The sequence below is a fragment of the Nonomuraea sp. H19 genome (assembly GCF_052068215.1).
Lineage (GTDB): Bacteria > Actinomycetota > Actinomycetes > Streptosporangiales > Streptosporangiaceae > Nonomuraea.
In genome coordinates this window covers 411,709-435,140 of the sequence record NZ_JBQHCV010000007.1, presented here as the reverse complement: position 1 = coordinate 435,140, position 23,432 = coordinate 411,709, and the positions used below count along the sequence as shown (strand labels likewise).

The following is a 23,432-nucleotide window of genomic DNA, read 5'->3' as shown; positions in this document are numbered from 1 at the left end:
AGGAGAAGGAAGGCTCCGTACGTGTCCCACACCATCGACTTCCGGTTCGCGCCCCCCTCGCGCTGGACAGCGATCTGCCTGCCCGACGACCCGCACAAGACCCTGGTCCGCGAGGACGGCGCCCTGCTCTACGGCTTCACACAGACGCACCTCGCGGCCTGGCACTTCGCCACCGTCGTGGAGTTCTCCGCCCAGACCGCCGACCGGCCCCTGTCGGTGACCCAGCGCACCGAGTCCGCCGCACGCCCCATCGTGGTCACCACCATGCGCTACCCCCGGCTGGAGCTCACGCTGACCGCCTTCGCCCACGAGCACGACGGCTTCCGCGCCGATGTCGTGATGTGGGAGCTGACGCACATCGGCGACGACGGCGAGGTGCTCACCGGACTGCACATCGACCACCACGACCGCGACGCGGTGCTGACGGGTGGCACGACACCGTTCCACGTCGCCTACTCGGTGGCGCCCGAGCAGGCTCCTGCCCAGCCGACCTGGCCGGACGACACCGCCGAACAAGACGGCACGCCGCTCGGCCCTGTCGCCCTGGTCCACCGGCCGCAACGGCTCCATCTCGCCCACCCGACCGGATTCCGCCCCGCCACCGGCCTTGACGTCACCCCCGAGATCCTGCGACCAGGCGGGCGTACCGGCGGGGCGCTGGTCCTGCCGCAGCCGGCCGTGGCCGAGACGCCCGCCATCGCGGACCTGGCCTGGGCCGAGGCCGCCCTGACCCGTGCCCGCGCCTTCTGGGACGAGCTTCCAGCGCTACGGCTGCCGATCACCGTGCCCGACCCGGCCCTGCAGGACCTGCTGGTGGCCTGCGTGCGCAACCTGCTGCAAGCGCGGGAGATCCGCGACGGACTGCCGGTGCCGCAGGTCGGCGCCACGGTCTACCGCGGCTTGTGGATCGTCGACGGCCATTTCATCCTGGAGACGGCCCGCTACCTCGGCTTTGCCGCCGACGCCGATGCCGGTGTGCGGGTCCTCCTGCGCCGGGCCAGACCCGACGGCTCCATCACCGGGTTGGAGCTGGCACCGCACATCAAGGAGACCGCGATCGCGATCGCCACGCTGGTGCGGCAGTCGGAGCTCAGCGCCGACCCGCGCGGCGCGCTCAGCTCGCACTGGCCGGTGGTGCTGCGCGCCATCGACCACATCGCCTGCCTGCGCCGCCAGGCGGACGCGTTGCCCACCGGCCACTCGCTGCACGGCCTGATGCCGCCGGCGTTCGCCGACGGGGGAGTGGCAGGCGTACGGGCGGAGTACACCACCACGCTGTGGACGCTCGCGGGGCTGCGCGCCGCGGTCAGGGGAGCGACGATGCTCGGCCGCGCATCCGATCGCGACGCGATTCACGCGCAGTACCTTCAGCTGCGCGCCAACTTCGACACGGCGGCCCGCCGACACCGCGAGGAAGGACTCGCGTACCTGCCCATGATCCACCCGGAAAGCGGTTCGCATCACTACCACGCGGGTCCCGTCGATGCCGACGTGGCCGCATGGCATCGGATCCGGCCCGGCAGCGCCACGTGGGCGCTGTGCCAGGCCATCTGGCCGGGCGAGGTGTTCGAGCCCGGCCACCACGTGGTCACCGACCTGCTGGAGCTGTTCGACGCGCTCGATGACGAGCAGGGGATTCCTGCCGAGACCGGCTGGCTGCCCTACCGCGCCGTCTGGCCCTACGCCGCCTCGTTCGCCGCGCACGCGTGGCTCTACGCCGGCCGTGCCGACAAGGCGGTCGACTACCTCTACGCCTTCGCCAACCATGCCGCGCCCACCCGCGTATGGCGGGAGGAGCAGTCACTGACCGCCACCGGCAACGGGCAGCTGTGGGGGGACATGCCGCACAACTGGGCCTCGGCCGAATTCGTGCGGCTGGTCAGGCATCTGCTGCTGTTCGAGCGGGACGACACACTCGAACTGCTGCCTGCCGTACCGGCTGGGTGGTTCGGGGCCGGTCAGACCATCGAGCTGGAGCGCAGCACCACCCGCTTCGGGCCGGTCAGCCTGCACGTCACGACCGAGCACACGGACGTGGTCACGGTCACCGTCCGCTACACTCGCCAGGGCGGCGCCCACCCGGCACCGGACCGGCTCTCCCTGAGCCTGCCCCTTCCCGAGGGGGCCGCGGAGCGGCCCACCGAGATCACCGTCGACGGCCGCGCGGTGCCGCCCGCCGACGGGTGGATCCCGCTGGCCACAGTCGACGACGTCACCGTCCGTATGACATACCGTCGGCTATCATGATCAGGGACGTTTGCCCCCGGCGGGGGCGGGAAATAGCATCCGGTCTGACCGCAGGGTGCTGTCGGGAGGATCACCGGTGACGATTGACGCCGTTCCGCGTGACATGTTGTCCACATATCTCGAGGACGCTCTGCTCACCGGGAAGATCAGCCCGGGCAGCCGGCTTCCCTCCGAGCGGCTGCTGGCCCAGCGTTTCGGGCTCAGCCGCCCCTCCGTCCGTGAAGTCATCAAGGAACTGCAGGAGCGTGGGCTGGTCCGGGTCATTCCCGGGCGCGGCACGTTCGTCCGCGAGCCGAGCAGCGTCGACAGCATCCGCCCGCTGGAGGCCTATTACCGCCGGCGCAACGCCACCCCGCGCGAGGTGACCGACGCGCGGATCATGCTGGAGACCCACGCCGCCGTGCTGGCCGCGCGAAACGCGACCGAGGACGATCTGACCGCGCTGCGCAAGATGCTGAGCGCCTTCGAGATGGCCGGCAACGTCGTGGAGAAGGCCCGCGCCGACATCGCCTTCCACATCCTCATCGCGCGGGCCGCCCGCAACTCCGTGCTGGAGGTGATGTTCCTGTCGATCGCTGGGCTCACCTTCGAATACATGCTGCGCAGCCTCGCCGACCCCACGATCGTCCGCGAGGGCGCCCCATACCACGACGACATCCTGGCGGCGATCGCCGACCGCGACACCGAACGGGCTCGCCGCGCCATGGAGGGTCACCTGTCAGTGGCGCACTACCACTACGGCGAAGACCTTGACCAGGGGCTCGACACGCTCGCCCGCCGCGAGCTCACCCGGCTGATGGGGCCGGGTGTGTCACTCGACGGCATCATCGAATCGGTGCTGAGCGCGCTCGACGGGCCGGGCGACGACCTGCTGCGACTGGAGCCCAACTCCCGTCAGCGCTAGTCAGTCCTGGTTGAACAGCGAGCAGCCCCCGTCGGCCAGCAGGGTCGTGCCGGTGATGTAGTCGGCGTCGGGCGAGCACAGGAACGCGGCCACCCTGGCCACCTGCTCGACGGATTGCGGAACTCCCAGCGGAATGGCCTGGGCGGCCCGCGCGGCGTAGGCGGGCTCGTTGTCGAACTGCCACTTGGCCAGGCCCGCGGCCACGATTCCCGGCGCGAGGGCGTTGACGAGGATGCCGTGCGGAGCCAGCTCCTTGGCCATCGACCGGGCGAGCATCGCCACGCCGGCCTTCGACGCGCTGTAGGCCGCGATCTCCGGCCACGGCACCGTGCCGACCCAGGATCCCGTCAGCACGATGCGCCCGCCAGATCCTTGGGCCACCATGCGCCGTGCGGACGCCTGGGCCGTGTGGAAGCAGCCGGTGAGATTGATCGCCAGCTGCTGTTCCCAATGCTCGACAGAGATCTCCAGGAACGGGGCGGATTTGACGACGCCGGCGTTGGCGATTGCGATATCGAGATGTCCGACCTCGTCGATTGCGGCGTCCAGGGACGGCCGATCGCGCACGTCGGCCTGCACATAGCCCACCTTGCCGTGCGCGGATGCGGTGGCGATCCACGGGCGGGCCTCCGCCGGCGACTTCACGTCCAGGAGCGTGACGCGAGCTCCCCTGCGAGTCAGCTCGGCGGCCATCGCGGCACCGATGTCTCCTGCGCCACCGGTGATCAACGCGGAGCGTCCCTCTAGTACGGGCATGATCCATGCTCCTTTGGTTTGACCGGTCAAACCAGAATCCTATGCCGGAGAGGAGGTGTTCCCCTCGAGGCCAGCCGGTGAGAGGCGCAGACTCCGCGGGATTGCTGACCGCGGCGGACGTGGAGTTCATCGATCCGGGACGTGGGCGAGGTCCTGCTGACGCGGGACGATGAAGCATGACACGCCCAGCTTGCTGTTTCGCTTGGCGGCTCGCGGCGTCGCGCGGGCAGGTGAGCGGCCGCGGAAGCAAGCCGTCCCACCCGCCTGCCCGACGTGGTCAGCGTTGCGGTTGCTCGGCGAGATGGTCCAGCTCGCCGGCCACGTCCGGAATGGTCCGAACGCCGATCGGCGGGTTGTCCGCCGTCTGGTGCAGGCCGGGGTTGCCCGCCTCCACCGCGAACGACGCACGAGTCGAGATGGGTGCCCCCGGCCGCGTAACGTAGGGCACGATCCGGTAGTCGACGGTCAACGTCTCCGGAGTCGCCGTGGCGCGCACGTAGCCCCGCTGAACGTTGTGGAACTTCAGGTGCGGATTGGCGGCGAGGAACGTCTGCCCCAGCCCGTCCTGGTCGGCGCCGTCCTTGCCGGAGGCGATCGAGGTCCCGGCGAACTCCACGCCCATGACCGGAGAGTTCGGGTCGTCGAAGTCGGGCTTGAGCTCAGCCGCCAGGCTGCGGTGGATGTCACCGGACAGCACCACCGGATTGCGCACGTTGTGCTCCACCATCCCCGACAGCAGCCGGGCGCGGGCGGAGGCGTAGCCGTCCCACAGATCCATGCCGAAGGCCTGCACGTCGGGACTGGCGTCGTGGTCGAGCGGCGCCATGAGCAGTTGCTGCGCCAGCACGTTCCACGTCGTACGCGAGCGCGCGAGGCCGTCGAGCAGCCACTCCTCCTGCCTGGCGCCCAGCATCGTCCGGTTCGGGTCCAGCCGGTCCGCGCATCCGACGTCCAATCCGTCGCCGCACGGCTGGTCGTCGCGATACTGGCGGGTGTCGAGCACGTTGAAGGTCGCCAGCCTGCCGAAGGACGCGCGCCGATAGAGCCGCATGTCAGGCCCTCCGGGCATGGAGGAGCGGCGCAGCGGCAGGTGCTCGTAGTACGCCTGGAAGGCGGCGGCCCGCCGTTGCAGGAAGACCTGCGGGTCCTGGTCGGGCTCGGTGTCGATCTGGGAGATGTCCTTGGCCCAGTTGTTCTCCACGTCGTGGTCGTCGACCGTCACCATCCAGGGGAACGCCGCGTGCGCGGCCTGCAGGTCAGGGTCGGTCCGGTAGAGGGCGTGCCGGTTGCGGTACTCCGTCAGGGTGAAGGTCTCCTTCAGGTACTGCTCGGGCAGGCTGAGCCCGCGCACCCCGCCGGTGGCGCCCACGCCGTACTCGTAGATGTAGTCGCCGAGGTGGAAGACCACGTCCAGGTCCTCCTGGGCCAGGTGCCGGTAGGCGGTGTAGAAGCCCTCATACCAGCACTGACAGGAGACGAAGGCGAACGCCAGGGCGCTCACGTCCGCCCCCGGCGGAGGCGCGGTCTTGGTCCGGCCGACCGGGCTGATCTCGCCGCCCGCGCGGAACCGATAGAAGTACTCCCTGCCGGGACGCAGGCCGTGCAGCTCAACGTGCACGCTGTGCCCACGCTCCGGTCTGGCCAGGCTGATCCCCTCGCGAACGACACGCCGGAACCGGTCATCGGCGGCGACCTGCCACTGTACCTGTACGGCCTGATCTGGCATACCGCCGCGGCCGTCCACGGCGAGCGGCTCAGGAGCCAGCCTGGTCCACAGCACGACCCCGTCGGGCGCCGGATCGCCCGACGCCACCCCAAGGGTGAACGGGGTGCTCGCGGCAGCCGCCGTTCCCGTCCCCGCCCAGCCCGGTATTGCTGCGGCCGAGCCCGCTACCAGCGTCGCTGTGAGGAATCCTCGACGGCTGTACCTGTTCATGCGCGAGCTCCTGTCGATCATGGGCCTACCCCACCATGACTGCAGAAGCCGAAAGTGATCAAGAGGTTGAAATATCGTTGCTTTGTGCTAAACGATCCTCCGAGCTGGCCGACGGTGACCGGTTACCACTGATGCGTCACGGACTCCGACTCCTGATCAGTGGCTGCACGACAAGCCCAGAGCCGTCGACCCCCGAGGGGTTCCGGGCGAGACCACTTCAGGGCTGGGCACGCTGCCAGAACAAGGGAGTCAGCCCACGCCGGTCGGCAGGCTTGAGCAGCTGAGCCAAGGCGGGATCGGCAAGGACGCCTTGCAGCATCAGGGTGTCGATGTAGACGAGCGCCGCCTGGAGGATCCGCAGGCACAAGACGGTCATCATCAGCTCCTCGTGCCGATTCGTGCGATGCCCGAGAGATGCGGCGCAGCTTCGTCTCGCTGCTCTCCGACTCTGGCGTCCCCCTTGAGGACATCGCCCGCCTCGTCGGCCACAGCAGCACGACCGTCACGAGGTCGCGCTCTCCCTCGAGGTGGCGGAGGAGGGCGCTACCGCCGGATGGCCACTCAGCGGCTTGCCCGGGCTTGCCAGCCGCATGGTCCGACTCGTGCGGCGTTGCGATGCTCTGTCGGGGCGCCCCTTCGGCCTGATCGCCGGCCTAGCCGCTGAATTCCCTGCCGAAGTCGTAGGTTCGCCAGCGGTCGGGCCGGACCCGCACGGTGACCATCGTCCGCACGTAGTCCCTGATGCCGGCGAAGAACCGCTCGCCCGCCTCAGGGCCGAGGTAGCGGATCGACCACCTGCGGTACTCGTCCGCGTCGGTCGGCTCGTAGCCCACGACGGTCCCTTCGAGGGAGACGTACTTGTACGGCATCGCCTCCTGCTGGGCCGTGAATCCGATCTGGCCCGCCTCGCGGATCAGCGCCATCTTGACGCTGTCGGAGCTCGTGGCGAACGTGAGCTCGCCGCCGGGCTCGTAGCCGTACCAGATGGGCACCGCCATGGGCGGCCGCCCGCCGGAACCGGCCACGCTCAGCACTCCGATGTGCGTGTCCGCGAGAAAGCTCTCCCGTTCGGCCGTGGTCATCTTTGTTGACATGATCTGTTCCTTTGTCCGTTCGTCTGTGGAAGCGGGAAGTCAGAGCCTGACCAGCATCTTGCCGACGTTGCCGCCGCGCATCATGTCCAAGAAGGCGGCGGGTGCCCGCTCGATGCCCTCGGCCACGGTCAGCTCGGTGTGCAGGGAGCCGTCGGCCAGCCAGCCGGCCGCCTTTCCGATCCATTCGGGGAACAGGTGGAAGTAGGAGTTGATCAGCATGCCGCGCAGGGTGGCGTCCTTGGCGGCCAGGGTGAACAGGTTGCTCGGCCCGGGGACCGGCTCGGCGGCGTTGTAGGAGCTGATCGCGCCCACCATCGCGATCCTGCCGCCGTGACGCAGTGCGTCGATGGCCGCCACCAGGTGGTCGCCGCCGACGTGGTCGACGTAGACGTCGATGCCGTCGGGGGCGGCCTTGGCCAGTTGCTCGGCGACCGAACCGGCACGGTAGTCGATCGCGGCGTCGTAGCCGAAGTCCTGCACGAGCTTCTTGGCCTTCAGCGTCCCGCCTGCGGAGCCGATCACTCGGGAGGCGCCGAGCTTGCGGGCGAGTTGCCCGGCGATGCTGCCCACCGCCCCGGCCGCCGCCGAAATGAGGACGACGTCGCCCTCCCGTACGGGGGCGACCTGGGTCAGGGCCGCGTAGGCGGTCAGCCCGGTGGTGCCCAGCGCGCCCAGCCACGCCTCGGCGGGGGCCAGGGCGAGGTCGGCGACGGTCGCGGCCGCGGCGTCCACCGCGGCGTACTCGCGCCAGCCCAGGAAGTGCACGACGGTCGTCCCCACCGGGATGTCGGCCGAGCGCGAGGCCACGACCTCGCCGATCGCCGAGCCGTCCAGGGGTGCGTCGAGCTGGAACGGCGGCAGGTAGGACTCGGCATCATGCATCCTCTCGCGCATGTAGGGATCGACCGACATCCAGGTGTTGCGGACCAGGACCTGGCCCTCGGCCAGGTCGGGCAGCGCGGTGGTGACCAGATCGAAGTCCTGCGGGCGCGGCTCGCCGAAGGGGCGGGCGGCCAGGTGGATCTCACGGTTCACGGTCATGGTGATGCTCCTCGTTCGTGTGGTGCTCTCTGCTTCGGGCTCCACTCTGGACAGGGGCGCGCACGATCGGCTGGGGGTTCGCTGCGGGGACTGTGACCTGGCGAAGGGCGTCTCTTCTGGAGGACTGGGCTGGGCGATTCCCACGTCGATCACGACGGCGGTCGCGGCGACCGCGGCGGTCGTGCTGGCGGCCCTGCCGCCGGATCCCTCACCTCCGCCCGCGGCCCAACCGGCCCAGAAAATTTCACCCCAACCAAAACCCACCCCCAAGCCCAAGAAGACCCGGAAACCCACGCCAACACCCACCCGGAAGCCCACCCCGAGAGCGGTCCCGGGCACCCGGATCACCTACGCCGGCCGTTGCGCCGGCGCGATCAGCGGCCGGATCGCGGCGCCGCGCTGCACCGACGAACGGACAGCGTGGCGCACCAACGGAGACCCTCAAGGCTTCCAGCTCGTCAACATCATCAGCGGACTGTGTTCGACAGCGGGAGAGAAGTACGACGACGTCTCCTTCAACGGCGGCGGTATACGTGCGGTCCGGCTCTCGCGCTGCTCCGACGCCCCCGACCAGCGCTGGCACACACCCACTTTCTCCGATGGAGGGCGCGCCCCGTCGGTGGAACGGGATTCCGGACAGGCCGATCGCTTCCTTGCCCGGCCCCCGGCTGAGCCACGAGAACGATTGACAGTCAGGTATGACTGTGAAACGGTTCGCGCATGGCGTCGGGTGTGCGGGCCGCGCAGCGTGAGGCAACACGGCAGCGGATCGTTCAGGTCGCGGTGGAGTTGTTGATCGAGCGCGGACTGGCGGCGACGACAACCGTCGAGGTGCAGCGCGCAGGTGGGTTCAGCCGAGGTGCGTTGCTGCATCACTTCCCGACGCGCGAGGCGATGCTGGGTGCCACGATCCGGCTGCTGATGGAGCGCAATGAGGCGGCGGTGCGGCGGGCCGAGGCCGACGTGCCGGCCGGCCTTGATCGTGTGGAGCGCGCGATCCGGGTGCTGTGCGCGTCGATGGTGCGCCCGGCGTTCGTCGCCGAGTTGGAGTTGTGGGCGGCCGCGCGTACGGATCCGGCGTTGCGGGAGGTGCTGCGCCGTGAGGAGTCGCGGGCGCGTGTGGATCTTCACCGGGTGGTCGGCGAGGTGTTCGGCGAGGATCTGTCGTCCGGCGAGCGTTACCCCATGGTGGCGTCGCTGACTGTGCAGTTCCTGCGTGGCCTGGCCATTTCCGATGTGCTGCGCGGTGAGGGGCGCACTACCGAGCGGCTGATCGCCGACTGGGTCGCGGTTGCCCGGGCCATCCTGGAGGGGAGCAACCCGTGAGTGATGTCATCGGCTATGAGGTGCGGGAGCGCAAGGCCTATCTGACGTTGAACCGGCCCGATCGGCTGAACGCGATCACGGCGGAAGTGGCACGCAGGCTGAAGGAACTGGTCGATCGGGCCAACGACGATCCGGCGGTGCATGTGATCGTGCTCCAGGGCGCGGGGCGTGCGTTCAGCGCGGGTTACGACCTCAAGCAGTACGCCGAGCACGGCGATCTGACGCAGCCGCCGGTGTGGGATCCGATCAGGGATTACCAGCACATGAAGCGCAACACCGACGACTTCTTCAGTCTGTGGCGTTCACTGAAGCCGACCATCGCGAAGGTGCACGGCTACGCGGTGGCCGGGGGCAGTGATATCGCGTTGTCCTGCGATCTGGTGGTGATGGCCGAGGACGCCCGGGTCGGTTACATGCCGGCGCGGGTGTGGGGCTGTCCGACCACCGCGATGTGGGTCTACCGGCTCGGTGCCGAGCGGGCCAAGCGGATGCTGCTGACGGGGGACACCATCGACGGAACCACCGCCGCCGCATGGGGTCTGGTGCTGCAGGCGGTCCCGGCCGCCGAACTGGACACCGCGGTGGAGGCGTTGGCCGACCGCATCGCCGGGGTCCCGGTCAACCAGCTGGTCATGCAGAAGCTGATGATCAACCAGGCCTACGACAACATGGGCCTGCACGGCACCCAGATCCTGGCCACCCTGTTCGACGGGATCACCCGGCACTCCCCTGAGGGCCGTTGGTTCCAGGAATTCGCCGCACAACACGGATTCCCCGCCGCGGTGCGATGGCGCGACTCCGGCAGGCCGATCCCCGACGGCGGCGGCCCCATCCCCACCACAGCCGAAATCGACGAGGAGTGAACCCATGGACCTCGCGTACTGGCCCGCCGACACCAGCCGGCCCGTCCTGGAACTGTCCACAGGGGACCTGTTGCGCGAAGCCGCCAGGGACGCCGGGGACCAGACCGCCCTCATCGAAGTGGCGCCACCCGGCACGCCGTCGCCGGCCGGTGCCGAACGCACGGACCGCCGATGGACTTACCGGCAACTGCTGGCCGACGCCGAGCAATGCGGACACTGGCTGCTGACCCGGTTCGGACCGGGCGAGCGGATCACCGTCTGGGCGCCCAACATCCCCGAGTGGATCATCCTGCAATACGGCGCGGCGCTGGCCGGTGTGATCGTCGTGACCGCCAACCCGGCGCTACGGGCGGCAGAACTGCGCTACGTCCTTGAGCAGTCCCGCTCAGCGGGGCTGTTTCACACCGCCGGGTTTCGCGGTAGCGACATGACCGCGATCGCGCGGGAAGCGACACCGGGACTGCCCGAGCTACGCGCCACATTCTGCTTCGAAAACTGGCAGGACACCGTACGCACCCACCAGGCAGCCGGCTCCCTGCCGATCGTGCGGCCCAGCGACCCCGCCCAGATCCAGTACACCTCCGGCACCACCGGATTCCCCAAGGGCGCGTTGCTGCACCACCGCGGGCTGGTCACCAACGCCCGGTTCATGATCGACAGGACACAGCTTCCGGACCGGGGCACCATGGTCTCGGCGATGCCGTTGTTCCACACCGCCGGCTGCGCGATGGGCGTGCTCGGCTCGGCGCACCAGCGAGCCGCCTACGTCCTGTGCCAGCTGTTCGACCCCGTGCTCGTGCTGACCGCGGCCCAAAACCACCACGCGGACCTGCTGGCAGGGGTTCCCACCATGCTCATCGCGATGCTCAGCCACCCCGCGTTCGACCAGTTCGACCTGTCCCGCCTGTCGCGGGTGCTGTCCGGCGGCAGTCCCGTTCCACCCGAACTCGTGCACCGGGTCGAGCGCCGTTTCGGCGTCCAGTTCACCACGGTGTACGGCCAGACCGAACTGTCGCCGGTGGTCACGCAGACCAGACCGGACGACTCGCCCGACGACAAAGCCGCCACCGTCGGGCGGCCGCTGCCGCAACTCGAGGTCGCCGTCCGCGACCCGGTCACCGGCGACACCGTGCCCGTCGGCCGGCAAGGGGAGATCTGCGCCCGCGGCTACCAGCGCATGCTGGGCTACTTCGACATGCCCGAACGCACCGCCGAAACCATCGACGCGGATGGCTGGCTGCACACCGGCGACCTGGGCACCATGGACGACCGCGGCTACCTCCGCATCACCGGCAGGCTCAAAGACATGATCATTCGCGGCGGGGAGAACATCTACGCAACCGAAATCGAGCAGGTCCTGTTCACCCACTCCGGCATCCGCGACGTCACCGTGCTCGGCCTGCCCGATCCCACCTGGGGCGAGATCGTTGCCGCGGTACTCATACCCGCCCACCCCGACCAGATCCCGGCAGTCGCCGAGCTCCACCAGCTCTGCCGTGCGCACCTGGCACCCCACAAGACGCCCACCCGCTGGTTCCACACCGCCGAACTACCACTGACCGGCTCCGGGAAGATCCAGAAATTCCGCCTCCGCGACCAGATCGACCAGGCCGAAGTCGAGGAACTGCGCAGCGAGCCCTGAGGGCTGCGCCGAAGCACACACCGTGACACGCTCAGCCGGCGTAGCTGAGGTTGCAGAAGTTCACCCAGCCCTTGACGCCGGTGGCGGAGTTGCGGCCGTAATACCAAAGATCCTGGCTTTCGCCGCCCTGGCAGACGTAGCGTTCGCCGTTCAAATCCCGCTCGGCTACGAACTCCTGGTTGCGATATCCCAGGCCCATGCGGACCGAACGCGGGTTCGGCTGACTCCAAAGGATCACTCCGTCGTACAAGAAGGTGAAGCGCTCCTGAGCCGTCATGGCATCCGCAGTGGTGGACGGCGTGACGGCGAGGGTCACGACGGCTGCCAGCGCGAGGAGGCCGGATGCGAGGGTACGCAGGATGCTCCTTGATCGTGGTCACGCGATGAGGGCTAGCAGGCCCGTGTGGACGAGTAGGCGATCTCGCCGTTGAGCCCACCCTGGTAGCCGGGGGCGATGGTGTCGGCGAGTTGTACGTAGTTCGGATAGGTGTACAGGCAGAACGTGCGGCTCGTCCGGTTCCAGGCCGCGAGGGGATTGAGCACGCCGAACGGCTCGAGATCCGGCGCGCCGGACCGGAACGCGGCGATGGTGCCGTTCCCGTCGCGTTCGGAGAACAGGCATAGGTGGTCGTTCGGGCATCTGCCGAAGCCGTCGGCGGCGCGTGCCGGAGTTGTGAGGGTGAGCGGCGTGAACGCGAGAGTGAAGGCCAGCACGGTTCTACGGATGCTGAACATGTGATCGCTCCCAGCGACTAGAATAATTGCTTAGCGTAATCACGATGCAACCCGAAGTCGCCGGGCGCTATCGATTTATTGAGGGCTCGCCGGGTGCTGACATCAGGGGTCGAGGAGAATACGCGCAGGACTGAAACGGTAAGGCGGGAGATCAAGCCGGCCCATATGGAGGATGACCTTCCGCTCATCAGCCCATTTGCTTCTTTCGGGCGTCAACTCTCTGCATACGCGACTTTTGAGGAGTTTCGGTGACGGATCGTTCGGACTCGATCGAATCGATGGAGCAGCTCGCTGTGGTCTGGCGTGCCATGGTGCTCGACCGGGATTCGAATGCGGATGTGCGCGACCTTCCGGGCATCGCCGTTCGCTGGGCCGACTGCCGGTTCGCTTTCTGGAACTGCATCACGTTGACCGATGTCGGCGCGGACGCGATGCTCGTCGAGCAACGTCTGAGCCAGGCCGCGGACATCATGCGCTCGAAGAAGCATCCGGGCTTCCTGTGGATCTTCGAGGACCTTCTCGATGGCGAGGCACGCGCAGCGCTGGGGGCAGCGGCCGAGCAGGCAGGCCTGGAGCACGCCTTCCCCGGCACCGGCATGGCCGCAGACCTGCTCCCCATCCCCGAGCCGGTCCACCCCGACCTGACGTTCGTGCGCGTAACCACTGACGAACAGCTGCGAGCCTATGCAGACCTCAACTCGCGCGCCTACGGGTTCCCGCTGGAGGACGGCCGCGACGGACTCGCCGCCTCCACGCTGTGGAAGAACCGGGTGTACGCCTACCTGGGCATGCGGGACGATGTTCCGGTGACGTGTGCTGGGACGGTGGAAGCAACAGGCCGCCTCTTCGTCGTGCTCGTCGCCACAGACCCGCAGTGGCAGCGCAGAGGTTACGGCGAGGCGGTGACGCGGAAGGCCGTGTACGAGGGCGCCCGGGCCACCGGACTGACCCGCGCCACCTTGCACGCGACCGTCGCCGGGGCGTTTGTGTACCCGCGTATCGGCTTCAAGCCGAACTCACCGATGCAGTTCTACAGCCTGAAGGGCTGATCCCACCGGCACGGCTGCCGTATACGGCAGCTTCGGGCCGATCACCGTCGCCCCCCGGCCTGCCGGTGGACGTCCAGCGACCTCCGTCGCCGACTCGCGTAGTCCTCAAGGTCAGCCACGGCGGGACTCGAGGAAGGCCAGCGGTTGCCCTAGGGACCAGGGGCGGCCGCCGGCGTTCTCGCGTCACCCGAGTCGGGGATCAGTCGCTCAGGTCAGGGAGCAATCGTGGCGTGAGGGCGGCGTGATGGGCCGACTCGTCGCATCGGCCTGGCCCTGCTCGGTGGCGTCGTGCTGGCTGGCCGCCCAGGAGGCGAGCAGGGACAGGTTGTCGTGTGAGGCCGTTTCCGGTTCGGCGGTGTAGGTGATCATCGTCAAGCCGGGTTCGGCGGCCGGCCGGAGAAGCTCGTAGCGCAGTTCGAGCGCGCCCACGACCGGCTGCTGCTGGAAGTGTTTGACGCCTCGGCCGTAGGCGCGCACGTCGTGGCGGGCCCACAGCTGGCGGAAGGTGTCGCTGCGGATGGACAGCTCGCCGACGAGGTCGGTGAGGGCACGGTCATAGGGCGTGGCGCCGGCGGCGGCGCGCAGGTGGGCGGGGAGGTCGTCGGCGACCTGGTCCCAGTCGTGCCAGAACTGCCGGGCGCGCGTCGAGGAAGGTGAACCGGGCGATGTCGGCGCTGGGCGGGGACCGATGTAGAGCACGCTGTACAGGGCGCGGGCAAGAGGGTTGGTGGCGATCACGTCGAGGGTGCGGGTGCGGGCACCCCGACGAGGGCGTCCAGGACCGTCTGCAGCTGCGGGGGATCGCCGGTGATGACCGGCGCCGCCGTCCTGCTCGCCGCCGCGCTGATCGTCTGGGCCCTCGCACGGCCGGCGCCGGCCCGCGCCTGAGACCACCGCTCACAGCGCGGTACCCGTCTCCTCGGCCAGCGTCTGCAGGAGGCGGTCTTGGAACGCCTCGTCGTGGACGGCGCGGTGCGGCTGCAGCCGCTGGTGGTGGTACCAGTACCCGCCGGTGGTCAGAGCCTCGGGCTCGTCGCTCGATGCGAGCCATTCCTGCTTGCGATGGCCGAGCTCGAGATCGTCCGGCGCGTTCGGTCCGCCCATCTTCGTCGGCACTCAGCCCGGATCGACGGCGTTGCTCAGCAGCCCGGGGCGCAGGCGCGCCATCGCGGCCGCGAGCGTGGTGACGAAGAGCTTGCTGTCGGCGTACGAGCCCGCGCTCTCGCCCCGCCAGTCGACCCCGGCGAGCGAGGGACGGCCACTGAAATGCGAGCCGCTGCTCAGGTACACCAGTCGGCGCGGCCCGCGCAGCAGGGCCGTGAGCAGGTATGGTGCGACGATGTTGACCGGCATGACCGCCCGTCCGCTCCACCCGCCGGCGTCGTGGATGACCGCGTCGAGCGGCTTGGCGTCGTTCAACTCCGCGGCGATGCGCCGTACGGCGTCACGCTCGGTGAAGTCGCCCACCACGATGTGCGCCCCTCGCTCGGCCAGCGCGTCCAGGCCCGCTGCGCGCTCCTGGTTGCGGGCGTGCACCACCACGTCGTGCCCCGCGGACAACAGTGAGTCCGCCGCGGCACGTCCAAGGCCGTCCGCGGAACCGGTCACCAGGATCCGGCTCACGAGCGCACCGTCCCTCGGACGATCGAGGTCAGGACGGTCCGGCCGGGCGACACGGCTGCGGGCCCGAGTGCCGCGCGCACCGTTGCCGGCAGTGTGCGCACGCCGGCAGGTGCATCGAGCGGTGCATCGAGAGATCCGCGGAGGGTCGGCTTGTCCCGCTCGTCGACCCGGACGTCTCCGGCACCGTGGATGACTGCTCCCCGCATGGGAGTGTCTCCTTCCGTTCTTCGGCCGCCCGCCTGGGCTTGGACAGGCTTCAGGGCGGCGTGTCTTGCCGCCGAGCGGGGAGCCGCTCTGCGGGCTTGCCGCACGGGACGAGCCGCGACGGCTCCTCCCGCGGGGGCTCAGGCTGAGAAGACCTGCTTCGCGGTCATGATCGCCGTCATGGCCTTCGGCCAGCCGGCGGGACGAGCGCGGCGACGGTGATGGTGATGGTGAAGCCCGGCGAGGTGGGGCGGGTCGCAGAGATGCCGGAGGGTGAGTGGTGCTTGATTGCTGCTGGTTCCGAGGCGGTGGGCCACTGGTCAAGGGGCTTGATTGTCAGCTGAGATGGTCCTTCGGGACTCGTGCGCGCCCGGCTCCTGCAGGGCTCCCAGGAGAGTGAGCGCTTCGGCGCTCGGGCTGCCCGGCTCGGCGCTGAGCACGACGAGCTGCTGGTCGCGGGCGTCCGGCACGAGCAGCTTCTCGTAGTGCAGTTCCAGCGGTCCCACCTGGGGGTGGTGCAGGCGCAGCGGGCCGCGGGCGGGGGCGCGGACGTCCTGGCGGGCCCACAGCCGCCGGAACGGCTCGCTGCGGACCGACAGCTCGCCGACGAGTTCCGTCAGCCGGGGGTCGTCCACGTCGGGGCCCACCTGGCGGCGCAGGCAGGCGACCAGCCCCGCCAGATCGTGTTCCCCGGCGCCGTGGGTCTGCGCCAGTCCCGGCTCCAGGAACATGGCCCGCACCACGTTGGTGCCCGGTGCGTACGCCGGCGACAGCGCTTGGGCCAGGCCGTTGGCGGCCAGGACGTCCATCAGCCGGCCCTGGACGTAGGCCGGGGCGCCGAAGGCGGACTCGAGCAGCCGCCGCAGGCCGGGCACCACCCGCTCCGGGGTCCGCCGCGGGCGGCGGCGCGGCTGCTGCTCCTGCTTGGCCAGGCGATGCAGGTGGTCCCGCGCCGCCTCGTCCAGTCCCAGCGCGCCGGCCAGGGCGTCCAGGACCTGCGGCGAAGGGCGCCGGTCGCGTCCCTGCTCCAGTCGCAGGTAGTAGTCGGCGCTGATGCCGGCGAGCAGAGCGAGCTCCTCGCGCCGCAGCCCGGGCACCCGGCGACGGCCCTGACCGGCGGGCAGCCCGGCGTCCTGCGGACGCAGCAGCTCGCGGCGGGCGCGCAGGTAGTCGCCCAGGACGGTGTGCTCCCGGCTCGTCATGCGCCCCAGCTTATGAGCCCGCGGAGGTGTTCAGCCTGGTCCTGCCACCCCCAGGATCGGCGGAACCCTGGCAAGCCGGCCCGGTCGCCGCCAAGGTTCAGGTCCATGTTCACATTCAGCATGCGAGGACGTCACCATGGCTGAGCGGAGCCTGCACGGCACGACGGTGATCATCACCGGGGCAAGCTCCGGCATCGGCGCCGCGGCGGCGCGCCGGCTGGCCGCCCGCGGCGCCACCGTGGCCGTGGTCGGCCGCTCGCCCGAGGCCACCCGCGCCGTGGCGGAAAGCGCGGGCGCGCACGCCCACCTGGCCGACTTCGGCCGCCTCGACGACGTCCGCCGCCTCGCCGGGGAACTACTGGAGCGCTATCCCCGCATCGACGCCCTGGCCAACAACGCCGGCGCCCTGTTCTCCTCCCGCGCCTTGACCTCCGACGGGCACGAGCGCACCTTCCAGATCAACCACCTGGCGCCGTTCCTGCTCACCGCCCTGCTGCTGGAACGGCTGCGGCAGTCGCCGGACGCGCGCGTCATCAACACCGGCAGCGACGCCTACCGGCACGCCAAAATCGACCTGGACGACCTCACCACCGCCCACCGCCGCTACCGGATGATGCGCGTGTACGGCATGACCAAGCTCGCCACACTGCTGTTCACCCGGGAACTGGCCCGGCGCGCCGCGGGCACGACCGTGACCACCGCCGCCTTCCACCCGGGCCTGACCGCCACCAACGCCTTCCGGGACAACCGGCTGGCAGCGCTGCTCATGCACTCCCGGTTCAGTCCCGCGATCACGCCCGAGCAGGGGGCCGAGCCGCTGGAGCACCTGGTCACCACCGACGACCCGGCAGGCGTCAACGGGCGGTTCCTCAACCGGCTCGACATCGAGGACCCGCGCGGCCCACAGGCGCGCGACGCGGCGCTGACCCTGCGACTGTGGGAGGTGTCCACGCGGCTGACGAATGCGCCGGATCTCGGATATACCGGACAACCTGGTCACCGCTGTTCCCGGGCGGAGAAGGCCGCGGCATTTTTCAGAACTCCTGGCTGAATCGCCGGTTACGCCCCGCCACAGCTTTCCCTTCCGGTTCTCCGTCGACCTTAGTCGGGGACCTGTCCGGAAGATCAGGGGCACCTCATGGCCGCGATCCCCGCACAGGACGGACGATCGCGCATGAGACCGCCGTAACCGCTTCGCCGGATTTCTCGACCGGTATCGTCCTCTGCGTCTAGCATGATCGGGTAGATGGGCGCGGAGAGGTGTTGCATGGCTGATCCCAGCGAGCACGATGACGTGCGCGGAGCCGGTGAAGCCGCGGTTGGGCTGATCAGTGCTGCGGTGGGCCGCGACGGCCTGCTGGAGGGCCTGCGCCTCGACCCCCGGGCGCTGCGCCTGGGCTCGCACGACCTGGCCGAGCAGATCGTCATCGCCGTGCGGGCGGCCCAGCACGATCTCCTCGATCAGATCGGCGACGGCGGCGCGGAGCCGAGTGCGCCGGCGGGGATGGAACCCGAGACCCTGATGCGACGGCTGGACGAACTGGAGATCCAGGCCGAACGTGACTTCGCGCGGTTGACGTCGTCGCTGGATGAGACGCTGCGCCGGTTGGAGGAAAGGTGAACGGGGAGCCGTACCACCAGGTGCTGGTGATCGACGCCTACGGCCGGTTCTCCTCCGGACGCTGCTTCGGAACGCTGGCCCATGAGCATGCGGACTTCGTCGCGGGGCTGCGAAGCGAATGGGGCGATGAGACTCCGTTGCCGTATGAGGAGTTCGCCGTTCCGTACCTGAGATTGAGACGCCATCTGCTGGACGAGTGTGAGCGGCTCGGCGAGGACCTGCGTCGCGTCGGCGACGGCCAGGTCGTGATGGCCGAGCGGAACGTGCATACCGAGTTCGTCAACACGATGAGTTTTCTCGACATGATGAGCGACCTGCCGGCGGGACCGGCTCAGACATGAGCCTGATGACTGAGCCGGCGGTCGTCATCGGTCTCGGCCTCCTCGGCATCCCTCCGCTGCCCGACACCGCCTTGCTCGACAAGCACATCGGCGAGCTGGAGCGGGCGGCCGCCCATCATCGGCTGCTGGCCCACGCGGGCGGGCACGCCTACCGGCTGGCCGACACCAACCAGGGGCCGGCCACGGACGCCTTGCACGCCTACATGACCAGTCCCGACGGCGCCCTGCCCCAGGCGTCCGACCTTGCCGACCGCCTCGCCACCGCGTCCGGCGGCCTGCGCGTCTCGAAAGCCATCATCGAGTGGGTCGGAGGGCTGCTGGCGGGGGTCGCGGTCGCCGCCGGCATCGTGGTCGCGTTCGCTCCGCACCTGCTCCCTGAGCTCGCGGTCAAGGCCGCGCGGTTCAGCGCCATGCTCGGCAACGCCCTGAGCCGTGTCGGGCGCATCTTCGCCGGCCTGTTCAAGACGTCCAAGGCGCGCCGGGTCGATGCCGGGCAGGCCACCGGATTCCTGCGCAGGCCTGGCCGTACGGCACAGACCACGTGGGAGCCCGACTACCTGGCGGTTGCCGCGGACAGGAACACGCCCGTGGACGACATCCTGGCCGAGGAGGCGCGTCGGCCGGGCAACCGTTGGCGCACCGAGAGCACTCCGGTGTACCACGGCTCTCCGGCCTCCCCTGACCGGATCTTCGAGCAAGGCATCCGCCCGTATTATCCGGGCGAGCGGGTCTACACCTCCCTGGACCAGGAGGTAGCAGAGGGCTATGCCAGGAGCGGCTACACCTATCGGGTTCGCGCTTCCGGCGGCTTCGCCAGGGGCGATGCCCAGGAAACGGTCACCTTCCCCGGCGGAGTTCATCGCCGCTTCGTGGAGGGCGCCCACGAGCACCGAACCGATGACTTCATCCCCAATCCGCATTTCGATCCCACCTAGCTACTTGCTCCTGAAGAAGTCCTCGAGGTAAGCACTGTGATCGCCGTCCACGCACGTCACGGCCGACGGCGGGCCCCCGTTCGATGAGGAGTGCGAGGCCGCCGCACCGCACGCAGGAGATGAGCGGCTGACCGAAGGCGCGCCTGATGAGGCGGGCCAGGTCATCCAGCAGGTGTTCGCCTCCGCCAAGGCGCCAGCGGAAGCCGAACCGCTACGGCACACCTCGTGTTACGGCACGTCCGGGACCAAGCAGGAACCAGGCGGTGCCGTTGGTGGACCGCATGGGCACTGGCCCGGCGCCGGGGCCGGGTCAGGCGGTGCGGCGGGAGCGGGCCAGAGCCAGCCCACCGAGGACCACGGCGATCGGCCCGACCACCAGGTCCACGTAGCCCCCTACTATTCCGTAGCCGGTGCCGGGACCACCGTCGGCGGCGGCCACGACCAGCGCGCCGATGACCGTGCAGGCCAGCCCCGCCGCCAGCGCCACGATGGCCCCCCTTCTCCCGGTGCCGGTGCCGATACGGCCGGCGGAGCGGGCCAGAGCCAGCCCGCCGATGACGATGCCGGCCAGCCCCAGCAGCGCGGCCACCGCGGACCAGAGACGCCCAGCGGTCAAGGCGTAAGCACCGACGGGCTGGACCAAAACGTGCGCGGCTGCCGGTGTGGCGAGCCCCACGATTCCGAGCAGGGCGGTTGCGGCGGTGGCTAGCAAGTGACGGACGGACATGAGGATCCTTTCTGTCGAATGACGGGCGTCGGCAGCGTGTGCTGCGCGGTGGATCGCCTATGCCGGTCGAGGTGCCGGTGACGAGCGCGAGCGCCTGGGAGGGTTTCACGGCATCGCATCGATAGGGGGCGAGGACGACCTCCGCGCCCCTCCGCAGGACGGTCCTGTGAAAGGCGCGGTGATGCCGTTCAGTCGTGCGTGCCGGAGATGAAAGCCGAGTCGATGCTGCCATCGGTCAACAGTTGTCGCAGCGCGCGCTGCATGGTCTCGGAGTCGTTGAGGCGCGGGAACGGCTCGCCGGCGGGGGCGTCGACGCCCAGGAACCGGCAGAGCGGCTCCCAGCCCTCGCGGACGTCGAACACCAGGAGGCGATCCGCGGGCAGGCTCTTCTGGACAATGGCCACGTGACGGTGGAACGCCGCCACCGCGATCTCTTCGTCGGGCATGCCCCGCTGGAAGTCCCAGGTGTCGCCGAAGGTGGACTCTCCGATGAGATCGAGAACCGGGCGGAGCCTCTCCATCGTCCTGAGTACCGCGGCCCCCGCTTCAGGCAGATCCGGCGGCACGTCCCGGCGGGTGGCGATCAGAGCCTGCATGCTGACATACCAGCGATGCGGATCGCGGACGGTCAGGACGACCTTCGCGTCCGGGTAGACCTCCGCCTGCTCGCGCCAGAAGAAACTGGCCGGCCAGTCCTGGGTGGATCGGTAGCCGTCGAGCACGCTGTCCCAGTCCAGCGGCAGGCCGGAGGCGGCGGGCAGCCACCGGCCGACGTGGTCGGGATTGCTCCCGATTTCGGCCATGTGGTAGCAGGGACCGAATCCCAGCCTTTCCAGCGCGGCCTTCATCGATCTGGTTCCGGTACGCGGGAATCCCGCGCCGATCACGTGCAACACGTCAGCCTCCTGCTGCTGCGGCCGCGGCGTTCACCTTTCGGCAGACGTTGACCGCGGCCTTGACGTAGGTGTCGGACTAGTAAGGCAGCCGCACTTGTCGATGTAGAGCTGCCTGCATGTACGTACATACGGCCAAGATCACGAGAAGCGGCCGCCGTGCGATGATCGAGGGTGTACGGTCATCAGGACCTCGATCGCGCGCTTGTATTCGCTGCGGTCAGCCGCTCAGCTCGGTGCGGCGGGAGCGGGCCAGAGCCAGCCCGCCGAGGACCGCACCGACCAGGCCAAGCACCAGGGCCAAGGCGCCGCCGAATACTCCGTTGCCGGTGCCGAGACCACCGTCGGCGACAGCCAGCTTCACCGCGCCGTTGAGCCCGCCGGTCAGCCCCACCACCAGGGCCACGATGGCTCCCCTCCTCCCGCCGTCGCCGATGCGACGGACGGAGCGCAGCGCCAGCCAGCCGATGACCACGCCGCCGAGCGCCACCAGTGCGGCCACGCTGGCCCAGATTCGCTCAGGGGTCCCGAGGAAAGTATCGACACCCTGGCCCGCGCATTCTGCCGGCGTCGTACAGACTGGCGAGGCCGCCTGCGCGGCAAGCGCAAACAGGACGGACATTGAGGATCCTTTCGGTCGCATGACGGGCGCCCGCAGCGTGTGCAGGGCGGTGACTCGGCCTATGCCGGCCGAGGCTCCGGTGACGAGCGCCAAAGGGGTTATACGGAATCGATCATTGCGCGTCGAGGCATCCGCAGCCTCCGACAGCGGTTGGCAGCGTCTACGCAGTTCTGCGTAGACGACTCGTGCCCCGGTACGCCCGTCGTCGTAGGCGGCCGCGCGTCGGCGAGCTGCCCGAGCGCAAGAACGGAGACCTGGACGCCGTCGCGGAAATGCCAGTACGCCATCCACGCGATCTCCGCTCGCAGGCTCGAAGGGGCCGTGCATCTTCAAGACCCGCCCGCGACTGCAGGAGATGCGCGCAGCCCAGTCCTGGATGCCAGGGCCGATCGCAGGTGATGACACCTGATCAGGGCGAATGATCAGGTGTCACCGGGGGATTTCGCTGTTGGTCAGCACCAGCAGCGCGCGTAGCGGCATGGTGGCCTGAACTACGTCCACGGAGCTTGGTGATAACTGAAGAACTCGCCAGTTCTTCAGTTATCACCGGGACCTGAGCCAGCCTCTTCTCCGTCATCAACAAGCGCGGATGGTGACCCTCTGTCATCGTCGCAGTCAGGCCGGGCCCCTTTTCACCTGCGAGAACAGGGCGGAGCTATCTCATTGGTGGTTGGTCCTTGTCCCTCATGTGATCTCGTGGCACGCCTGGATCAGATAATCGTGACCTGGCCGTCGATGACCTTTACTGGGATTTCGATCAGCGGTGCGCGCGCCGGCCCTCCGGTCACCTGTCCGTTCTCATCGAAGGTGGAGCCGTGGCAAGGGCAACGAAACCCGGGTCCGACGTAGGAGATCGGGCAACCCTGATGGGTACAGGTGGCGTTGACCGCCAGGAACGTGTCCGGGGCTGGGCGCAGGAGATAGGCAGGTGCCCCATTTGGCGCGGTGAAGCTCTTCGACGATCCGACGGCGATGTCGGCGGTGGCAGCGATCACCGGCCCGCTCCCCGCCCCTGGGCTTGCTGAGTCCCTCGGCGAGACCACGGGGCGCCGTGCGAGTGCCAGCGCGCTCCCCGCGGCCACTCCGACAGCGGTCGTCGCTGCCGCGATCAGACCGCCCCGCAGCACGGTACGTCGCTCGACGTCGTCCTGTACGACCACACCTTCGTCCGGCGTGCTGCGCATCGGCAGACCGAGCTTGTGACGCACCCTCGCACGCAGCCAGGCGGTCAATGACAACACCCCGGCATCGCCCATCATCAGCAGTGGGGTCCATGCGAAAGCGAAAACGATGTCGGCCCCGTAATAGTACGGTCGGGTCGTCCAGCTCACCGTCAGGAAGAAGCTGACCGACAGGAGGACGCCGCCGAGGGCGGCGAGCCGGGTGAACAGTCCGAGGAGGGCACCGAGTCCGACCGCGATCTCCCCGAAGGCGATCGTCAGGCCTGTGACGATCGAGTGGTCGGCGGCCAGCGATACCAGTGGGCCGATCGGGGACGTCTCGGCGGCGTCCAGCATCTGGGCGTGGACTCCAAGCGGCGCGGTGTCATCCAAGTAGTGCGTGTCGAAGAGCTTGGAAAGACCGGCGTACACAAGGGTGCCACCGAGAAAGGCGCGCAGCGGCAGCAGTGCCCAGAGCGGTGACTGCATGGGGGAAACCCCGTGCATCCGA

25 protein-coding genes and 1 pseudogene are annotated in these 23,432 nt (G+C 69.2%); 10 read left to right on the top strand and 16 right to left on the bottom strand.

Annotation, left to right across the window (positions count from 1 at the left end; genetic code table 11):
* Window positions 1-21 precede the first annotated feature (21 nt).
* Window positions 22-2,247, top strand: coding sequence for a hypothetical protein (locus ACTMTI_RS18420; RefSeq protein WP_441121603.1), 2,226 nt, complete (start codon window positions 22-24; stop codon window positions 2,245-2,247).
* A gap of 76 nt (window positions 2,248-2,323) precedes the next feature.
* Window positions 2,324-3,151, top strand: coding sequence for a FadR/GntR family transcriptional regulator (locus ACTMTI_RS18415; protein WP_441121602.1), 828 nt, complete (start codon window positions 2,324-2,326; stop codon window positions 3,149-3,151).
* Here the strand turns inward: ACTMTI_RS18415 and ACTMTI_RS18410 are convergent, their stop codons facing one another.
* The 5 genes and pseudogenes from ACTMTI_RS18410 to ACTMTI_RS18390 all read right to left on the bottom strand — a co-directional run bounded on the left by ACTMTI_RS18410 (window position 3,152) and on the right by ACTMTI_RS18390 (window position 7,978).
* A complete protein-coding gene (locus ACTMTI_RS18410) occupies window positions 3,152-3,907 on the bottom strand; it encodes an SDR family NAD(P)-dependent oxidoreductase (RefSeq protein ID WP_441121601.1) in 756 nt (251 codons plus the stop codon).
* A gap of 277 nt (window positions 3,908-4,184) precedes the next feature.
* Window positions 4,185-5,843, bottom strand: coding sequence for an alkaline phosphatase D family protein (locus ACTMTI_RS18405; protein ID WP_441121600.1), 1,659 nt, complete (start codon window positions 5,841-5,843; stop codon window positions 4,185-4,187).
* A 217-nt stretch (window positions 5,844-6,060) separates the two neighbouring features.
* Window positions 6,061-6,234, bottom strand: a pseudogene (locus ACTMTI_RS18400) (Tn3 family transposase); the annotation flags it as partial.
* Window positions 6,235-6,496: 262 nt separating this feature from the next.
* Window positions 6,497-6,937, bottom strand: coding sequence for a pyridoxamine 5'-phosphate oxidase family protein (locus tag ACTMTI_RS18395; RefSeq protein ID WP_441121599.1), 441 nt, complete (start codon window positions 6,935-6,937; stop codon window positions 6,497-6,499).
* Window positions 6,938-6,976: 39 nt separating this feature from the next.
* Window positions 6,977-7,978 (bottom strand): NADP-dependent oxidoreductase, encoded by a 1,002-nt coding sequence (locus ACTMTI_RS18390; RefSeq protein ID WP_441121598.1) that lies wholly within the window; start codon window positions 7,976-7,978, stop codon window positions 6,977-6,979.
* 720 nt (window positions 7,979-8,698) lie between these two features.
* Between ACTMTI_RS18390 and ACTMTI_RS18385 the strand changes: the two genes are divergently transcribed.
* Genes ACTMTI_RS18385 through ACTMTI_RS18375 form a run of 3 tightly spaced genes read left to right on the top strand, consistent with a single transcriptional unit; the run spans window position 8,699 to window position 11,809 of the window.
* Window positions 8,699-9,304, top strand: coding sequence for a TetR/AcrR family transcriptional regulator (locus tag ACTMTI_RS18385; protein WP_441121597.1), 606 nt, complete (start codon window positions 8,699-8,701; stop codon window positions 9,302-9,304).
* Window positions 9,301-10,167, top strand: a complete 867-nt coding sequence (locus ACTMTI_RS18380; protein WP_441121596.1) for a crotonase/enoyl-CoA hydratase family protein — start codon at window positions 9,301-9,303, stop codon at window positions 10,165-10,167. The genes ACTMTI_RS18385 and ACTMTI_RS18380 overlap by 4 nt, the downstream gene beginning before the upstream one ends.
* Before the next feature lie 4 nt (window positions 10,168-10,171).
* On the top strand, window positions 10,172-11,809 hold the full coding sequence (locus ACTMTI_RS18375) for an AMP-binding protein (RefSeq protein WP_441121595.1): 1,638 nt from the start codon (window positions 10,172-10,174) through the stop codon (window positions 11,807-11,809).
* A 31-nt stretch (window positions 11,810-11,840) separates the two neighbouring features.
* Here ACTMTI_RS18375 and ACTMTI_RS18370 read toward each other — a convergent pair whose 3' ends face one another.
* Window positions 11,841-12,125 (bottom strand): hypothetical protein, encoded by a 285-nt coding sequence (locus ACTMTI_RS18370; protein WP_441121594.1) that lies wholly within the window; start codon window positions 12,123-12,125, stop codon window positions 11,841-11,843.
* Window positions 12,126-12,199: 74 nt separating this feature from the next.
* Window positions 12,200-12,544 carry a peptidase inhibitor family I36 protein gene (locus ACTMTI_RS18365; protein ID WP_441121593.1) on the bottom strand — a complete coding sequence of 115 codons (345 nt, stop codon included), beginning with the start codon at window positions 12,542-12,544 and terminating at the stop codon, window positions 12,200-12,202.
* A 248-nt stretch (window positions 12,545-12,792) separates the two neighbouring features.
* On the opposite strand from ACTMTI_RS18365, the gene ACTMTI_RS18360 reads away from it, so the two are divergent.
* On the top strand, window positions 12,793-13,593 hold the full coding sequence (locus tag ACTMTI_RS18360) for a GNAT family N-acetyltransferase (protein WP_441121592.1): 801 nt from the start codon (window positions 12,793-12,795) through the stop codon (window positions 13,591-13,593).
* Between the two features lie 207 nt (window positions 13,594-13,800).
* Here ACTMTI_RS18360 and ACTMTI_RS18355 read toward each other — a convergent pair whose 3' ends face one another.
* The 5 genes from ACTMTI_RS18355 to ACTMTI_RS18335 all read right to left on the bottom strand — a co-directional run bounded on the left by ACTMTI_RS18355 (window position 13,801) and on the right by ACTMTI_RS18335 (window position 16,622).
* On the bottom strand, window positions 13,801-14,487 hold the full coding sequence (locus tag ACTMTI_RS18355) for an MmyB family transcriptional regulator (protein WP_441121591.1): 687 nt from the start codon (window positions 14,485-14,487) through the stop codon (window positions 13,801-13,803).
* Window positions 14,488-14,490: 3 nt separating this feature from the next.
* Window positions 14,491-14,709 (bottom strand): hypothetical protein, encoded by a 219-nt coding sequence (locus tag ACTMTI_RS18350; RefSeq protein WP_441121590.1) that lies wholly within the window; start codon window positions 14,707-14,709, stop codon window positions 14,491-14,493.
* Window positions 14,710-15,216, bottom strand: a complete 507-nt coding sequence (locus ACTMTI_RS18345; protein ID WP_441121589.1) for an SDR family NAD(P)-dependent oxidoreductase — start codon at window positions 15,214-15,216, stop codon at window positions 14,710-14,712.
* Window positions 15,213-15,422 carry a hypothetical protein gene (locus tag ACTMTI_RS18340; RefSeq protein WP_441121588.1) on the bottom strand — a complete coding sequence of 70 codons (210 nt, stop codon included), beginning with the start codon at window positions 15,420-15,422 and terminating at the stop codon, window positions 15,213-15,215. Before ACTMTI_RS18340 ends, ACTMTI_RS18345 begins: the two co-directional genes overlap by 4 nt.
* Window positions 15,423-15,740: 318 nt before the next feature.
* The gene (locus tag ACTMTI_RS18335; protein WP_441121587.1) at window positions 15,741-16,622 is read right to left on the bottom strand and encodes a helix-turn-helix domain-containing protein; all 882 of its coding nucleotides are present in this window, start codon (window positions 16,620-16,622) and stop codon (window positions 15,741-15,743) included.
* A gap of 136 nt (window positions 16,623-16,758) precedes the next feature.
* Between ACTMTI_RS18335 and ACTMTI_RS18330 the strand changes: the two genes are divergently transcribed.
* The 4 genes from ACTMTI_RS18330 to ACTMTI_RS18315 all read left to right on the top strand — a co-directional run bounded on the left by ACTMTI_RS18330 (window position 16,759) and on the right by ACTMTI_RS18315 (window position 19,519).
* Window positions 16,759-17,673: an SDR family NAD(P)-dependent oxidoreductase gene (locus ACTMTI_RS18330; protein WP_441121586.1), complete on the top strand. Its 915-nt coding sequence runs from the start codon at window positions 16,759-16,761 to the stop codon at window positions 17,671-17,673.
* A 216-nt stretch (window positions 17,674-17,889) separates the two neighbouring features.
* Window positions 17,890-18,243: a hypothetical protein gene (locus ACTMTI_RS18325; RefSeq protein ID WP_441121585.1), complete on the top strand. Its 354-nt coding sequence runs from the start codon at window positions 17,890-17,892 to the stop codon at window positions 18,241-18,243.
* Window positions 18,244-18,263: 20 nt separating this feature from the next.
* Window positions 18,264-18,584 (top strand): hypothetical protein, encoded by a 321-nt coding sequence (locus tag ACTMTI_RS18320; protein WP_441121584.1) that lies wholly within the window; start codon window positions 18,264-18,266, stop codon window positions 18,582-18,584.
* A 5-nt stretch (window positions 18,585-18,589) separates the two neighbouring features.
* Window positions 18,590-19,519 (top strand): hypothetical protein, encoded by a 930-nt coding sequence (locus ACTMTI_RS18315; RefSeq protein ID WP_441121583.1) that lies wholly within the window; start codon window positions 18,590-18,592, stop codon window positions 19,517-19,519.
* Window positions 19,520-19,829: 310 nt separating this feature from the next.
* Here the strand turns inward: ACTMTI_RS18315 and ACTMTI_RS18310 are convergent, their stop codons facing one another.
* The 4 genes from ACTMTI_RS18310 to ACTMTI_RS18295 form a co-directional block, all read right to left on the bottom strand.
* Complete coding sequence (locus tag ACTMTI_RS18310) at window positions 19,830-20,246, bottom strand: DUF6223 family protein (RefSeq protein WP_441121582.1); 417 nt, start codon at window positions 20,244-20,246, stop codon at window positions 19,830-19,832.
* Between the two features lie 188 nt (window positions 20,247-20,434).
* A complete protein-coding gene (locus ACTMTI_RS18305; protein WP_441121581.1) occupies window positions 20,435-21,142 on the bottom strand; it encodes a sulfotransferase family protein in 708 nt (235 codons plus the stop codon).
* A gap of 217 nt (window positions 21,143-21,359) precedes the next feature.
* Window positions 21,360-21,761 (bottom strand): DUF6223 family protein, encoded by a 402-nt coding sequence (locus tag ACTMTI_RS18300; protein ID WP_441121580.1) that lies wholly within the window; start codon window positions 21,759-21,761, stop codon window positions 21,360-21,362.
* Window positions 21,762-22,471: 710 nt separating this feature from the next.
* Window positions 22,472-23,410 carry a Rieske 2Fe-2S domain-containing protein gene (locus ACTMTI_RS18295; protein ID WP_441121579.1) on the bottom strand — a complete coding sequence of 313 codons (939 nt, stop codon included), beginning with the start codon at window positions 23,408-23,410 and terminating at the stop codon, window positions 22,472-22,474.
* Window positions 23,411-23,432 lie beyond the last annotated feature (22 nt).